This is a genomic window from Actinocrinis sp. (assembly GCF_035938995.1).
GTDB lineage: Bacteria > Actinomycetota > Actinomycetes > Streptomycetales > Catenulisporaceae > DASZGI01.
This window is the reverse complement of the sequence record NZ_DASZGI010000234.1, coordinates 1-15,036: the sequence shown is the minus strand read 5'-3', so window position 1 is coordinate 15,036 and position 15,036 is coordinate 1. Positions and strand designations below refer to the sequence as shown.

General features: G+C 68.1%; 11 protein-coding genes and 1 pseudogene. 9 read left to right on the top strand and 3 right to left on the bottom strand.

Features of this window, described 5'->3' with window-relative positions; genetic code table 11:
* Positions 1-509: PAC2 family protein (locus VGZ32_RS16645; RefSeq protein ID WP_326886966.1), on the bottom strand; the 509-nt coding region annotated here is incomplete at its 3' end.
* Between the two features lie 283 nt (positions 510-792).
* Between VGZ32_RS16645 and metH the strand changes: the two genes are divergently transcribed.
* From metH to VGZ32_RS16630, 3 genes are all read left to right on the top strand, one after another.
* On the top strand, positions 793-4,353 hold the full coding sequence (gene metH, locus VGZ32_RS16640) for a methionine synthase (RefSeq protein WP_326886965.1): 3,561 nt from the start codon (positions 793-795) through the stop codon (positions 4,351-4,353).
* 31 nt (positions 4,354-4,384) lie between these two features.
* On the top strand, positions 4,385-5,035 hold the full coding sequence (locus VGZ32_RS16635) for an HAD family phosphatase (protein ID WP_326886964.1): 651 nt from the start codon (positions 4,385-4,387) through the stop codon (positions 5,033-5,035).
* A 100-nt stretch (positions 5,036-5,135) separates the two neighbouring features.
* Positions 5,136-6,089 carry a polysaccharide lyase family 7 protein gene (locus VGZ32_RS16630; RefSeq protein WP_326886963.1) on the top strand — a complete coding sequence of 318 codons (954 nt, stop codon included), beginning with the start codon at positions 5,136-5,138 and terminating at the stop codon, positions 6,087-6,089.
* 169 nt (positions 6,090-6,258) lie between these two features.
* Here VGZ32_RS16630 and VGZ32_RS16625 read toward each other — a convergent pair whose 3' ends face one another.
* Complete coding sequence (locus VGZ32_RS16625) at positions 6,259-7,158, bottom strand: PD-(D/E)XK nuclease family protein (RefSeq protein ID WP_326886962.1); 900 nt, start codon at positions 7,156-7,158, stop codon at positions 6,259-6,261.
* 566 nt (positions 7,159-7,724) lie between these two features.
* On the opposite strand from VGZ32_RS16625, the gene VGZ32_RS16620 reads away from it, so the two are divergent.
* Together VGZ32_RS16620 and VGZ32_RS16615 are read left to right on the top strand one after the other, a co-directional pair.
* Positions 7,725-8,945: a site-2 protease family protein gene (locus tag VGZ32_RS16620; RefSeq protein WP_326886961.1), complete on the top strand. Its 1,221-nt coding sequence runs from the start codon at positions 7,725-7,727 to the stop codon at positions 8,943-8,945.
* A 57-nt stretch (positions 8,946-9,002) separates the two neighbouring features.
* A complete protein-coding gene (locus tag VGZ32_RS16615) occupies positions 9,003-9,971 on the top strand; it encodes a tRNA (adenine-N1)-methyltransferase (RefSeq protein WP_326886960.1) in 969 nt (322 codons plus the stop codon).
* Between the two features lie 210 nt (positions 9,972-10,181).
* Here VGZ32_RS16615 and VGZ32_RS16610 read toward each other — a convergent pair whose 3' ends face one another.
* Positions 10,182-10,475, bottom strand: coding sequence for a ferredoxin (locus VGZ32_RS16610; protein ID WP_349263631.1), 294 nt, complete (start codon positions 10,473-10,475; stop codon positions 10,182-10,184).
* A gap of 377 nt (positions 10,476-10,852) precedes the next feature.
* On the opposite strand from VGZ32_RS16610, the gene arc reads away from it, so the two are divergent.
* The 4 genes and pseudogenes from arc to VGZ32_RS16590 all read left to right on the top strand — a co-directional run.
* Positions 10,853-12,646 carry a proteasome ATPase gene (arc, locus tag VGZ32_RS16605; protein WP_326886958.1) on the top strand — a complete coding sequence of 598 codons (1,794 nt, stop codon included), beginning with the start codon at positions 10,853-10,855 and terminating at the stop codon, positions 12,644-12,646.
* A gap of 59 nt (positions 12,647-12,705) precedes the next feature.
* Positions 12,706-14,220: a depupylase/deamidase Dop gene (dop, locus tag VGZ32_RS16600; protein ID WP_326886957.1), complete on the top strand. Its 1,515-nt coding sequence runs from the start codon at positions 12,706-12,708 to the stop codon at positions 14,218-14,220.
* A gap of 103 nt (positions 14,221-14,323) precedes the next feature.
* Entirely contained in the window at positions 14,324-14,539 is a 216-nt protein-coding gene (locus tag VGZ32_RS16595; RefSeq protein WP_326886956.1) for a ubiquitin-like protein Pup, read from the top strand.
* 116 nt (positions 14,540-14,655) lie between these two features.
* Positions 14,656-15,036, top strand: a pseudogene (locus VGZ32_RS16590) (hypothetical protein); the annotation flags it as partial.

Below are 15,036 nucleotides of genomic sequence, written 5' to 3'. Positions count from 1 at the left end.
GTCGGCTTGTCCAGTCCGTGCGCGGACTGCAGTTCCTCGTTGTTCGACGAACCGCTGACCGGCACCGGGCGGGTGTGCGGCACGTCCGCCAGCAACGCCCCCAGCGCCACGATCGTCGTCACCCCGAGGTCCCTGGCCAGGTCGAACAGCTCCTCGCAAAAGGAGCGCCAGCGCATGTTCGGCTCGATCCCGTGGACGAGGACCACGTCCCGGAAAGCCGGCTCCGCCGAACCGGTCCGGGAGGCGGCCACCGGCACCCGCGCGACCGAGAAACGCGTGGTGGGCCAGACGATCTCCCGCTCACCGTCGTCGCCGAGTGCCAGGGTCGGCCGGTTGACCTGGAAATCATAGTAATCCTCGGCGTCCATCGCGCCGAACAGGTCCGAATCGAGCACGTCCGCCAGGTGCCGGACCGCGTTGGACGCGGCGTCGGCGGCGTCGTTCCACCCCTCGAACGCCGCGACCATCACGGGGTCGACCAGCTCGGGCAGCTCCTCGAGCTCGATCACCCGCGCCTCCTCGTCGTCATCGGCCCTGTGCGACGGGCGCCCAGGAGATCCCAAAAAACCGCAGCGGCACTCGGATGGCGCACGCCGCTCTCAGCCTACGCCCGTGAGACGGTCCGCCGCCGGGTGCGCGCCCGTCGGTACCCTTGAAGAGCGAAGGGCCGCACGGCCGGGAGAAATAGTCTGTCCCCGAGTCCGTCCGGGCGGCGGCGCGGACCCGTCTCGGGACCGCGACCGGAGGCGCCTGGCCGGGCTTCGAGTCCGCCATCGCAGAGAGGGCATGCCCATGACCGCCACCGCCGCCGAACTGCGCCGGGCGCTTTCCGCGCGAGTCGTCGTCGCGGACGGAGCAATGGGCACGATGCTGCACGCCCACGAGCCGACCCTGGACGACTACCAGGGCCTCGAAGGGTGCGTCGACGTTCTGAACGCGTCGCGACCCGACATCGTCCGCTCCGTGCACGACGCCTACTTCGCCGTCGGCGTCGACGCGGTCGAGACCAACACTTTTGGCGTAAACCTCTCCGCTCTCGGCGAGTACGGGATCGCGGACCGCATCTATGAACTCGCAGAGGCGGGAGCGCGCCTGGCTCGCGAGGTCGCCGACGGCTACAGCACCCAGGACCGGCCGCGCTGGGTGATCGGCTCGATCGGACCCGGGACCAAGCTGCCGTCCCTCGGCCACTTGACGTATGGCGCGCTGCGCGACGGCTACCAGCAGCAAGCCGCAGGGCTCATCGCGGGCGGGGCGCACGCGTTGCTCGTCGAGACCAGCCAGGATCTGCTGCAGGTGAAGGCGGCGATCGTCGGCGTCCGGCGTGCGCTGAAGGCCGCCGGTGTCGACCTTCCCGTCATGGCACAGGTGGCAGTCGAGACCACCGGCACGATGCTCCTGGGCTCCGAGATCGGTGCGGCGCTGACGTCGCTGGAGCCGCTCGGCATCGAAATGATCGGTCTCAACTGCTCGACCGGCCCCGCCGAGATGAGCGAGCACCTGCGCTACCTGGCCAAGCAGGCGAGCATCGGCCTCTCCTGCATGCCGAATGCCGGCCTGCCGGTACTCGGCCAGCATGGTGCGGACTTCCCGCTCACCCCCGTGGAACTCGCTGACGCGCTCGACACCTTCGCGCGCGACTACGGCCTCTCGCTCGTCGGGGGTTGCTGCGGCACGACACCCGAGCATCTTCGGCAGGTCGTCGAGCGGGTCCGCGGCCGGGAGATCGTCCGCCGCTCGCCCCGGCCCGAGCCCGGCGCCGCCTCGCTCTATCAAACCGTCCCGTTCCGGCAGGAGACCTCGTTCCTGGCGATCGGGGAGCGGACGAACGCGAACGGATCCAAGGCGTTCCGCGAGGCGTTGCTGGCGGAGGACTGGAACGCGTGCATCGAGATCGCCAGGGCCCAGATCCGCGACGGCGCACACCTACTGGACCTATGCGTGGACTATGTCGGCCGCGACGGGGCGGCTGACATGCGCGAGGTGGCGGGCCGGATGGCCACCGCCTCGACGCTGCCGATCGTGCTCGACTCGACCGAGCCGAACGTCCTCGAGGCAGGGCTCGAACTACTCGGTGGCCGAGCGGTGATCAACTCGGTCAACTACGAGGACGGGACCGGCCCCGACTCCCGCTTCGCCCGAACGATGGCGCTGGTCGCGGAGCACGGCGCGGGTGTGATCGCGCTGACCATCGACGAGGAGGGCCAGGCCCGCACCGCCGAGCGGAAGGTCGCGGTCGCCGAACGGCTGATCGCCGACATCACGAGACCGAGGGAGGCAGGCGGCTGGGGCGTGCGCGAGTCGTCGATCCTGGTCGACTGCTTGACCTTCACGATCGCCACCGGCCAGGAAGAGTCCCGGCGGGACGGGCTCGAGACGATCGAGGCCATCCGAGAGCTCAAGCGGCGCCACCCCGGCGTGCAGACCACGCTCGGCTTGTCGAATATCTCCTTCGGTCTGAACCCGGCCGCGCGCCAGGTGCTCAACTCCGTTTTCCTGCACGAATGCGTCGAGGCCGGCCTCGACTCGGCGATCGTGCACGCCTCGAAAATCCTGCCGATCTCGCGGATCCCAGAGGAGCAGCGCGAGGTCGCGCTCGACCTGGTGTACGACCGGCGTCGGCCGGCCGCGGACGACGAGCCTGCCTACGACCCTCTCACTCGCTTCCTTGAGTTGTTCGAGGGAGTGTCGGCGGCGTCGGCAAAGGCGTCGCGCGCGCAGGAACTCGCCGCACTACCGCTCGAGGAACGGCTCCAGCGGCGCATCGTCGACGGCGAGCGCAACGGCCTCGAAGCGGACCTCGACGAGGCGCTCACCACCCGATCGGCCCTCAGCGTCGTCAACGAGGTGCTGCTCGAAGGCATGAAGACAGTCGGCGAACTGTTCGGCTCCGGCCAGATGCAGCTTCCCTTCGTCCTGCAGTCGGCCGAAGTGATGAAGAACGCGGTCGCGTACCTGGAGCCGCACATGGAGAAGAGTGACTCTTCGGGTAAGGCGACCATCGTGCTGGCCACAGTCAAGGGTGACGTGCACGACATTGGCAAGAACCTGGTCGACATCATCCTGACCAACAACGGCTACAGCGTTGTCAACCTCGGCATCAAGCAGCCGATCTCCTCCATCCTGCAAGCGGCGGAAGAACACGACGCCGACGTGGTCGGCATGTCCGGACTGCTCGTGAAATCCACCGTGGTCATGAAGGAGAACCTGCAGGAGATGAACGCGCGCGGCGTCGCCAGCCGCTGGCCGGTTCTTCTGGGTGGAGCAGCGCTGACCCGCGCCTACGTGGAACAGGATCTCGCCGAGCTGTACGAGGGAGAAGTGCGTTACGCCCGCGACGCGTTCGAGGGCCTGCGACTGATGGACGTGGTCGCGGCAGTCAAGGCCGGTACTCCCGGTGCGGCTCTGCCCGAACTGCGCAAGCGCCGCGTGGCTCCGGCGAGTCAGCTCATCGTTACCGAACCGGGTGAAATGCCCGAGCGTTCGGACGTCGCGACCGACAACCCCGTGCCCACCCCGCCGTTCTGGGGCACGCGTGTGATCAAGGGCATCGCGCTCGCCGATTACGCGTCGTGGCTCGATGAGCGCGCCACGTTCCTCGGTCAGTGGGGGTTGCGTGGAACGCGTGGTGGTGGCGGCGCGGTCCGTGACCGTGGCACGCAATCTGGCGGCTCGCAGGGCCAGAAGGCCGGCCCGACTTACGAAGAACTGGTCGAGACCGAGGGACGTCCGCGCCTGCGCATGTGGCTCGACCGCCTGCACACGGGGAACTTGCTGGAAGCCGCCGTCGTCTACGGCTACTTCCCCGCCGTCTCCAAAGGCGACTCATTGATCGTGCTCGACGAACACGGAAACGAACGCACCCAGTTCGCCTTCCCGCGCCAGCGGCGTGACCGGCACCTGTGCCTGGCCGACTTCTTCCGCCCACAAGACGGCGGCGAGACCGATGTCGTGGCGTTCCAGCTGGTCACCGTCGGATCCAGGATCGCCGAGGAGACGGCGAAGCTGTTCGCGGGCAATGCCTACCGCGACTATCTCGAGCTGCACGGCCTGTCCGTCCAGCTCACCGAGGCACTCGCCGAGTACTGGCACGCCCGGGTGCGCGCCGAGCTCGGATTCGGCGCCCAGGATCCGGCCACACTGGACGGAATGCTCAAGCTCGATTACCGCGGCGCGCGCTTCTCCCTCGGCTATGGCGCCTGCCCGAACCTCGAGGACCGAGCAAAGATCGTCGAGCTGCTCGAGCCGTCCAGGATCGGCGTGGACCTGTCCGAGGAGTATCAGCTGCACCCCGAGCAGTCGACCGACGCCATCGTGATCCACCATCCTGAAGCGAAGTACTTCAACGCGTGAGCGCCCGCGCGACAGACCGGAAAGCGAAACATTGCACACACCCCCCGATGCCGTGCTGTTCGACATGGACGGCACCCTGATCGACTCCGAGCCGATCTGGTTCGACACCGAGGTGGCCATCCTGGCGGAGTTCGGGTACCGACTCGGGCCCGAGCACTGGCCACGGGTGCTCGGGCAGCCGAACGAGGTCGCCGTCGCGTACCTGCTGGAAGTCAGCGGGATCCCGCTGACACCAGAACAGCTGAACGTACGGATCGAGGACGCGATGGCCGAGCGCCTGGGCCAGGGCATGGACCTGATGCCCGGAGCGAAAGAGCTGTTGACCGCACTGGACTCGGCGGGCATGCCGACCGCACTGGTGTCGGCGTCCTCGCGGCGGATTGTCGATGCCTGTCTCGCCTCGATAGGCCCCGATCATTTCTGGTTCACCGTCTCGGGTGACGATGTGACACTCGGCAAGCCGGACCCGGAACCCTACGTCAAGGCCGCCCGGTTGCTCGAGGTTGAACCGGAGCGCTGCGTTGTCATCGAGGATTCGCCCAACGGAACCGCGTCCGGGATTGCGGCCGGATGCCGGGTGGTGGCGATATCGCACGTGGCTGTGATCCCGCCGCATCCGCGCCTGACGATGATGGACTCGATCGCGGCGGTCAACCTGGACACGCTGCGCGCTTTGTTCTGAGATGCTCACATGGTTGTTATCCGAACCCCAGTAGGCTCGGTCCGTCCTGCCTGATCCGCAGGCCGGTCACGGGCAGAAGTCGGAATCAAGGGGTTCGGCAGTGGCGGAGCGCAGTTGGTTGGTGCAACAGTTCTACGCACGGCGAGGCTTTCTAGCGGGTATCGCGGTAGGGCTCGCCGCCACCCTGACCGTGGTGGGATTGGTGATGAGCGGCTCGTTCGGAGGTTCGAAGCAGGCAGCGACCGGCGCCGTGTCTTCGCCGAGCGCGCAACCTGCAGGAGCGGGGTCGCCGACCGACATCTCGTCGTCCGACTCCACCGGCGACGACGAGACCCAGCCCAGCTCGAGCGCCGGGCCGCTCACGTCGGTGGCGCCCTCGGCACCCGCAGTCTCCGGGCCGATTGCGCTGGCTGGATGGAAGCTGACCCTGCCGGTCGACTCCGCAGGAAGTCTCAGCGGGACCGCCAAGCAGCTCAGCACCGCCGCAGTCACCGAGCCGTGGTTGACCAGCAATGCTGACGGAAGCCTCACGTTCTGGGCTCCGTCGTCCGGTGCGACAACGGCCAACTCCCAGCATGCGCGTACTGAGCTGGTCTCGACGAACGACTGGATGTTCGGCAGCGGAGTTCACACGCTCAGTGCGACGGTAAGCGTGAGCCAGGTACCGCAGTCCAATCCGGACATCTGCGTCGGCCAGGTGCACGGCGGTGGTTCGATCAAGTCGATCCCGTTCGTGATGTTGCACTACCGCGACGGGAACATCGTCGTCATCGTCAAGCAGGTGCTGCACGGTTCATCGTCGCAGAGCATCACGCTGCTGACCGGCGTGCCGCTCAACGGCACGTTCAGCTACACGATCACGGACAACGGCGACGGCACGCTCGGGCTGTCCGCGACGTACAACGGTCAGACCCAGAAGTCGACCGCGCAGGTCGTCCCGGCGTTTATGGGCACTGATCAGCGCTTCCAAGCGGGCGACTATCAGCAGGCGACGAGCGGTTCTTCGGCCTCCGACGGCGGCCGGGTCACGTTCTATTCGCTCTCCGTGTCCTGATATCCCGACGGTCTGATAATCGGATTTGCAGCTGGGCAGCATGAGGGGTAGCCACCGAGGGGCGCGTGGATGGCGTTACTACCGCGCTACGGAGTTGAGCCGGGAAGCAGAGCGGCGCGATTGGGCGGACGCTGTGCGTGTGCTGGCGCGGATGGCGTCGGCCTGACCGTCAGGCTTGGACGATCTCTATCGCGGGAACGGGAGGCGTCTCGCCGCCGTGCGCAGGGCAGATCGGTTTGAACGAGCACCAGTCGCAGAGTCGGGATGGGCTCGGCGTCCAGCGTCCGGTATGGATCGCTGAACGGATCGCGGCCCAGACGGCGACCACCTTCAGTTCCGTGTAGTGCAGATCCCGTTCGTCCGGATCGTAGGTCAGCAGATCGCCGCTGCCGAGGAAGATCAGCTGGAGCCGTTTGGGCACCACGCCGCGCAGCTTCCACAGCACCAGCGCGTAGAACTTCATCTGGAAGAGGAACTTGGTCTCGAATCCGGGCGACGGTGCCTTACCGGTCTTGTAGTCGACCACGCGCAGCAGGCCGCCCGGAGCGATGTCGAGCCGGTCGACGACTCCGCGCAGTACGAGGCGCTCCTCGCCCTCGCCGACGACCGCTCGCACGAACCACTCCCGCTTGGCCGGCTCGAGGCGGTTCGGGTCTTCCAGCGTGAAGTACTTGCCGAGCAGCGACTTGGCCGTGGCCAACCACTCGGTGACCTCGTCCGGCGAGCTGAACAGGGTGCCGAGCTCCGGGGTCTCGGTGACGAGGCGGTCCCACTCCGGTTCCAGCAGTTCGGCCGCTCGGTCGGGCGTGCGAGATCCGGCCGGCAGGTCGAAGAGCCGGTCGAGCACGGCGTGCACGAGGGTTCCGCGCGTGGCCGCGGGGCTCGGCGGCTCGGGCAGCTTGTCGATGGTGCGCAGCCGAAACAGCAGCGGGCACTGCATGAAGTCGGCCGCCCTCGATGGCGACAGCGCCGCGGGTACACGCACGGGCTGTGGAGGCTGTTCGACCTCGAATAAGGCCCCGGGCTCCGCGCTGTCCGGACCACTGTCGCCCACCATCGTGCCGTCCATGACGCTGACCATAGCGGAAGCCACCGACAGTAATTGTCGGACGGCACACGCCGCACTCTTATCGGTGCGTGGGAATAGTGGAGTGACGGAGATGAAGACTGGTCGATGGTGGTAGAGGGCTGATAGTGGAGGGGTGAAAGGAGCACGAGAGGCTGCGGGAACGGGTAGCGGGAGGTCGATGAGGCGGGGGAGACATGGGAGGTCGATGGGGCGGGGGAGACATGGGTGAGAGGTGAGGCTGGGAGACGTGGGTGGGGGTTGAACGGGCGCGACGGAGGGGTGCGGCAAAGAGCCACAGGGGAACGGGCGGGGAGAGGTGCGGGGACTGGATGGGGTGACGCGCGGGAGCGATGGGTGGGGAACGGGCGAGGGGTGGGGAACCGGTGTGGGGCGAGGAGACGAGTGGGACGGGGACGGGCAGTGGGGGAGTTGAAGCGAGCGAAGAGCGGTGACGGGAGCGGCATGGGGAGCAGGAATGGTGTGCGCCGTGTCGAGGTCGTATGAATCCGATCACCGGAGGCCGACCAAGTCAGCCCACGCCGCCGTATCCACGTAGCATCGCCTATGTGAGCGACGTAAATCCGAATTCGGGCGGCGGTCCCTCTGGCGACACGGGCCGGCCTCCCCAGGCACCCCCGCCGCGGCAGAGCGGCGGCGGGCTGGGCATGGGCAGTCCGTTCGGGATCCCGATCGTCGTCTCGCCGACCTGGTTCTTGATCGCCGCTTTCATCACGTACTACTTCGGCAATCAGCTGGGCGACACTACGCTCGGTGATCGGATCGGGAACGCGCGCTTCCTGGTCGCCTTCAGCTTCGCCGTGCTGCTTTACCTCTCCGTTCTGCTACACGAGTTGGCCCACAGCGTCGTGGCAAAGGCGTTCGGCCTTCCAGTGCGCCGCATCGTCATCTACTTCCTTGGCGGCGTGTCCGAGATCGAGCGCGAGCCGGAGACCCCAGCGCGGGAACTGGCTGTGGCGATAGCCGGACCAGCGCTCTCGTTCGGCCTGGGCGGCATCTTCTACGGCGTGTTCAAGGCGCTGCCTCCGGTCAGCCACACATCCTCGACCGCGCTGATGGTCGCCGCCTACATCCTCATCGCCGTGTGGAGCTCCAACCTGGTGGTCGGAGTCTTCAACATGCTTCCCGGGCTGCCGCTCGACGGCGGACGCGTGCTGCGCTCGATCGTCTGGGCGGTTACCAAGAAGCCCATGAGCGGCACCGTCGCGGCCGCGTGGACCGGGCGCGCGCTGGCCGTGGGCGTGTTGGTCTTCGCCGTCTGGCAGGGGCGGAACCAGAACAACGGCGGCGCCGATCTCTACACGATCACGTGGGCGGCCTTCATCGCGGCGTTCATCTGGATCGGCGCCAGCCAGTCGCTCACCATCGCCAAGCTGCGCGATCGGATCCCCCGGCTCCAGGTCCGCAATCTCACCCGCCGGGCCGTGCCGGTCACCGCGGACCTGCCGCTGTCGGAGGCGCTGCGGAGGGCCGCTGAGATCGGTGCCCGTGCGGTCGTCGTCGTGGACCATGACGGTCGGCCCACCGCGATCGTGCATGAGGCGTCGGTCACCGCCACTCCGCCGGAGCGCCACCCGTGGATACAGGTTGGCGCGCTGTCGCGGGCCCTGCGCCCTGGGATGACTCTGACCACCGATCTCGGCGGGGAGCGGTTGCTAGCCGCCCTGCGTGCTGCGCCGGCGCCGGAGTATCTCGTGACCGAACCGAATGGTGCGATTTACGGTGTGCTGGCGGCGGCGGACGTGGAGCACGCGTTCTTGCGGGGGTGACGGGGATGGGCGCGTGAGCGACCTGGGGAGCTGCACCGCGCCATTAGACTTGAGCATGTGAGTGACACTGTCAGGGATGTCAAGGCACTGCGCGAGCACCGCAGCGGGCCCTTCAAGGCGGGCGACCTCGTCCAGTTGACCGACACCAAGGGACGGCACCATACCTTTCCGCTGCAGCCCGGCAAGCAATTCCACACTCACAAGGGATCGTTCGAGCACGACGCGCTGATCGGGAAGCCGGAAGGCAGCGTGGTGCGCTCCACTGGCGGCATGGACTACGTCGCCCTGCGCCCGCTGCTGTCGGACTACGTCCTGTCCATGCCGCGCGGTGCCGCCGTGGTCTACCCGAAGGACGCTGCGCAGATCGTCGCCATGGCCGACCTGTATCCCGGCGCGCGGGTGCTCGAGGCCGGCGTCGGCTCCGGCGCGCTGACCTGCTCCCTGCTGCGGGCAGTCGGTGACTCGGGAGCCGTGCATTCTTATGAGCGGCGCGAGGACTTCGCCCGCATCGCCGAGCGGAACGTGCGCAACTTCTTCGGCGCCGACCATCCCGCCTGGACCCTCACCGTCGGCGACCTGGTCTCCTCCCTCCGCCCAGACGAGATGGACCGGGTCGTGCTCGACATGCTCGCCCCCTGGGAGTGCGTCGACAGCGTGGCTAAGGTGCTGGTCCCGGGCGGCGTGTTGATCTGCTACGTCGCCACCACCACGCAGCTGTCCCGCACTGTGGAGACTATCCGCGAGCACGGCCGCTTCGCCGAGCCCACCGCCTGGGAGTCGATGGTCCGCACCTGGCACGTCGAAGGACTGGCCGTCCGGCCCGATCATCGGATGGTCGGCCATACCGGCTTCCTGGTCACCGCTCGCCGCACCGCCGACGGAGTGGACCTGCCGCCGCGCCGCCGTCGTCCGGCCAAGGCAGCCGACGCCGACGACGCCTGGTCGCCCTCTCCCGCCGACGACGACCGCGACGCTCAGGCCGCGGCCCGGGAGGCTCGCCTGGCACGGCGGGGCGATCTGCCGTAGTACTATCGCGGCTCATTCCGCGTCCGGCTGGGCCTAAGGGTCACTGCGCCGTGTAAAGCGACGCGGCGGTGGGCGTTGTGTGCCTGAGATATGGGCGCTCGCCCCTATATATGAGGTATAGGCGTCAGGTAAGTCGGCCGGGCACGGTTCTGGATACTCCGGTCAAGCTAAAGAAGCGCCAGTGCGGCGCTAAACTGCGGGTCGGTGCGCCTAAGCCGCGTCCGGACCGGCGATCATCACGCCGTCCGCGACTCGCCGCACGTGGATGCAGTCTCCCGGACATTCCTTCGCCGAGTCGATCACGGCGAGCTCGAGATCGTCCGGCACCGCGGCCTTCGAGCCCCGATCGGTGCACAAGGCGCCCGTGGCATCCTTCACATACGCGAGGCCGTCGATGTCCAGTTCGAAGACGTCTGCGGCGTACTGCGCGCACAATCCGTCACCGGTGCACAGGTCCTGGTCGATCCAGACTTCGAGCCCATCGCTGCTCATCCGGGCAGTCATCCCCATCCGCGTCGTCGTCTACGCCTCGACCCTAACAAGTCGCCACGCGCCGGTCGGAAACCGCGCAGCGCTCCGGAACGCCCTCGACAACGACACCTCGTTCGCGTAATGATCGAGCCCCCGAACGGATCACGCGCGGTGAAGCCCGCGGGCCTGATCCGAACGGGTGCCCGCTGCCCCACATGAACGAGCGGTGAAGGGGGAATTGTGTTCTTGGACGTGTTGCTGACGAAGAGGGGGACACACGCGCCGGCCTCGCGCCGGGCGACCGTTCCCCGCAACGGCACCTCGCCAACAGGTCCCCTGAGAACCGTTTGCGAGTGCCGTTCGTTAGGTAGTGACGTATCGTCGCAGCACCCCGCGAGGAGGTGAGGACCGTGCCAGCCCACGAAGACGACAAGCCTCTGCGCGCCCCCGGATCCCGGTCGGGCCGCGGTGCCAATCCGCTCGGCCCCGAGGCCGACCCCATGGCGCAGGTCGCGTACCTCGAACAGGAGATCGCCGTCCTGCGGCGCCGCCTGGCCGAGGCGCCCCGCGGCAGCCGCGCGCTCGAAGAGCGTGTCGGCGAGCTCCAGGCCACGGTCGCCGGCCTGACCGCGCAGAACGAGCGTCTCGTCGCGACCCTCCGGGACGCGCGCGACCAGATCGTCGCGCTCAAGGAGGAGATCGACCGCCTCGCCCAGCCTCCGTCGGGTTTCGGGGTGTTCCTCGAGGCCAACGAGGACGGCACCGCCGACATCTTCACCGGAGGCCGCAAGCTGCGGGTCACCGTCACCCCCAACATCGAGCTGTCCGAGCTGCGGCCCGGCCAGGAGGTCATGCTCAACGAGGCGCTCAACATCGTGGCCGGCTTCGGCTTCGAGCGCGTCGGCGAGATCGTCATGCTCAAGGAGATCCTCGAGGACGGCGAGCGGGCACTGGTCATCGGCCACACCGACGAGGAGCGGGTGGTCCGGCTCGCCGAGCCGCTGCTGGACACCACCGTCCGGGCCGGCGACGCCCTGCTGCTCGAGCCGCGGTCCGGATACGTCTACGAGCGGGTCCCGAAGTCCGAGGTCGAGGAACTGGTCCTGGAGGAAGTCCCGGACATCGACTACCACGACATCGGAGGGCTGACCGGGCAGATCGAGCAGATCCGCGACGCGGTCGAGCTGCCCTACCTGCACCCCGACCTCTTCCGCGAGCACGAGTTGCGCCCGCCGAAGGGTGTGCTGCTCTACGGCCCTCCCGGCTGTGGCAAGACGCTGATCGCCAAGGCCGTCGCCAACTCGCTGTCCAAGAAGGTCGCCGAGATCAACGGCAAGGACAAGGGCAAGAGCTACTTCCTCAACATCAAGGGCCCCGAGCTGCTGAACAAGTACGTCGGCGAGACCGAGCGGCACATCCGCCTGGTCTTCCAGCGGGCGCGCGAGAAGGCCAGCGAGGGCACCCCGGTCATCGTGTTCTTCGACGAGATGGACTCGCTGTTCCGCACCCGCGGTTCGGGCGTCTCCTCCGACGTCGAGAACACCATTGTGCCCCAGCTGCTGTCCGAGATCGACGGCGTCGAGGGCCTGGAGAACGTCATCGTGATCGGCGCCTCCAACCGCGAGGACATGATCGACCCGGCGATCCTGCGGCCCGGCCGGCTGGATGTCAAGATCAAGATCGAGCGGCCGGACGCCGAGGCGGCCAAGGACATCTTCTCCAAGTACGTCACCAAATCGCTGCCGCTGCACTCCGAGGACCTGGCCGAGCACGGCGGCGACCGGGACGCCTGCGTCCAGGGCATGATCCAGAACACCGTGGAGCGGATGTACTCGGAGACCGACGAGAACCGCTTCCTCGAGGTCACCTACGCCAACGGCGACAAGGAGGTCCTCTACTTCAAGGACTTCAACTCCGGCGCGATGATCCAGAACATCGTCGACCGGGCGAAGAAGTCCGCGATCAAGGACTTCCTGGACCATGGCCAGAAGGGCCTGCGCGTCTCCCACCTGCTCGGCGCCTGCGTCGACGAGTTCAAGGAGAACGAGGACCTGCCCAACACCACCAACCCGGACGACTGGGCCCGCATCTCCGGCAAGAAGGGCGAGCGGATCGTGTACATCAGGACCCTGGTCTCCGGCAAGCAGGGCACCGAGGCCGGGCGCTCCATCGACACGGTCGCCAACACAGGCCAGTACCTGTAGTGGTAGGAGCGCGGCGCGGTCACCGCTGGTGCGCTGCCAGGCCCGGCTAGGCTTTCACCATGAGCGTGCGGCGCGTGATGGGGACCGAGACCGAGTACGGCATCTCGGTGCCCGGCCAGCCGGGTGCCAATGCCATGGTCACCTCCTCGCAGGTGGTGAACGCCTATCAGGCGGCGACCTCGGCCAGGACGCGCCGGGCACGCTGGGATTTCGAGGAGGAGAACCCGCTCCGCGACGCCCGCGGCTTCGACCTCACCAGGGAGGCGGCCGACTCCAGCCAGCTCACCGACGAGGACCTCGGGCTGGCCAACGTCATCCTCACCAACGGTGCCCGGCTGTACGTGGACCACGCCCACCCGGAGTACTCCACTCCGGAGTGCACCAGCCCGCGGGCGGCCGTGATCTGGGACAAGGCGGGCGAGCGGGTGATGGCCGAGGCCGCGCTCAAGGCGGCCACCGTGCCCGGCGCCTCGCCCATCCAGCTCTACAAGAACAACACCGACAACAAGGGCGCCTCCTACGGCTGCCACGAGAACTACCTGATGCGCCGTGCGACCCCGTTCGCGGACATCGTCAGGAACCTGACCCCGTTTTTCGTCTCGCGGCAGGTCGTCTGCGGAGCCGGCCGGGTCGGCCAGGGCGCCGACGGCCGGAACGAGGGCTTCCAGATCAGCCAGCGGGCCGACTTCTTCGAGGTCGAGGTCGGCCTGGAGACCACGCTCAAGCGGCCGATCATCAACACCCGCGACGAGCCGCACGCCGATCCGGAGAAGTACCGCCGCCTGCACGTGATCATCGGCGACGCGAACATGAGCGAGATCAGCACCTACCTCAAGCTCGGCACCACGGCCCTGGTGCTGGCGATGATCGAGGAAAAGTTCCTCGACGGCGACCTCGCGCTGGAGACGCCGGTGGCCGAGCTGCGGGCGATCTCCCACGACCCGGCCTGCCGGCACCTGGTCACCCTGCGGGACGGCCGGAAGATGACCGCGGTCCAGCTGCAGCTGGAGTACCTGGACCGGGCCCGCAAGTACACCGAGGACAGGTACGGCGCCGACGTCGACGAGATGACCGCTGACGTCCTGGACCGGTGGGAATCGGTGCTGGGCCGGCTCGCCGAGGACCCGATGCTGACGTCCAGGGAACTCGACTGGGTGGCCAAGCTGGAACTGCTCGAGGGATACCGGACCCGGGACCGGCTGGGCTGGGGGCACCCCCGGCTGCAGCTCGTGGACCTGCAGTATTCCGATGTGCGCCCGGAGCGCGGCCTGTACAACCGGCTCGCGGCCCGGGGCCGGATGCTCCGCATCGTGTCCGACGATGAGGTGGCCCGGGCCATGGAGCAGCCTCCCGAGGACACCCGGGCCTACTTCCGCGGCCGCTGCCTGCAGAAATACCCGGACTCTGTGGCCGCCGCGTCGTGGGACTCGGTGATTTTCGACATACCCGGGCACGACTCGCTGCAGCGGGTGCCAACCCTGGAGCCCCTCCGCGGCACCAAGGCGCACGTGGGCGACCTGATCGACCGCTGCCGGACCGCGACCGACCTGGTCGCCGCGCTCACCGGGGGCTGAGCCCGCTCCGTGCCGCTGACCCGCCAGCCCAGGATTGGGCAGGCTCCTGGCTGGCGAGGATACGGTTGAGGCGGCGAGGACGCCCAGGAGCACGGAGGATCGTATGGCAACGAAGGACACTGGCGGCCAGCGACAGACCACCAGGCGCAGCGAGGAGGCCGAGGACGCGGCCCCTGAGGCAGCCGAGGAAGTCGAAGTCAAGGAACGCCAGGAGAAGCTCAGCGACGACGTGGAGGCGATCCTCGACGAGATCGATGAGGTCCTCGAGGAGAACGCCGAGGAGTTCGTCCGCTCCTATGTCCAGAAGGGCGGGGAGTGACCTCCGCCCGGTTCGCGCTGAGCTGATCCCTCCGGCCGCCGCGCCGGCTCAGGCGGGGCTCGCGCGGCAGTAGGGTCGCAGGGAGGCAGAAGGGTCAACTAACCGGAAGGAACCTCGTGGGCACCGACTACCTGGGAGGGCAGTTCACTGCCGCGTGCCTGAGCGTGGGCACCTCGTCGTTCGCGGACTTCCTCGCCGCGTCCGCCCCCGGCCTGCTGCCCGGTGGCGCGGCCGGCCCGGCCGCGGCGGGGCCGGGCGGGCAGGCTGCGGCGGGGCCGGGCGGGCAGGCTGCGGCGGGGCCGGGCGGGCAGGCCGCCGCGGACCTGCCGCACGGCACCACGATCGTGGCCGTGGATTTCGACGGCGGCGTGATCATGGCGGGCGACCGGCGCTCCACCGCGGGGAACATGATCGCCCAGCGGGACATCGAGAAGGTGTTCCGCGGCGACGACTTCTCCTGCATCGGGATCTCCGGCGTGGCCGGAATCGGCCTCGAA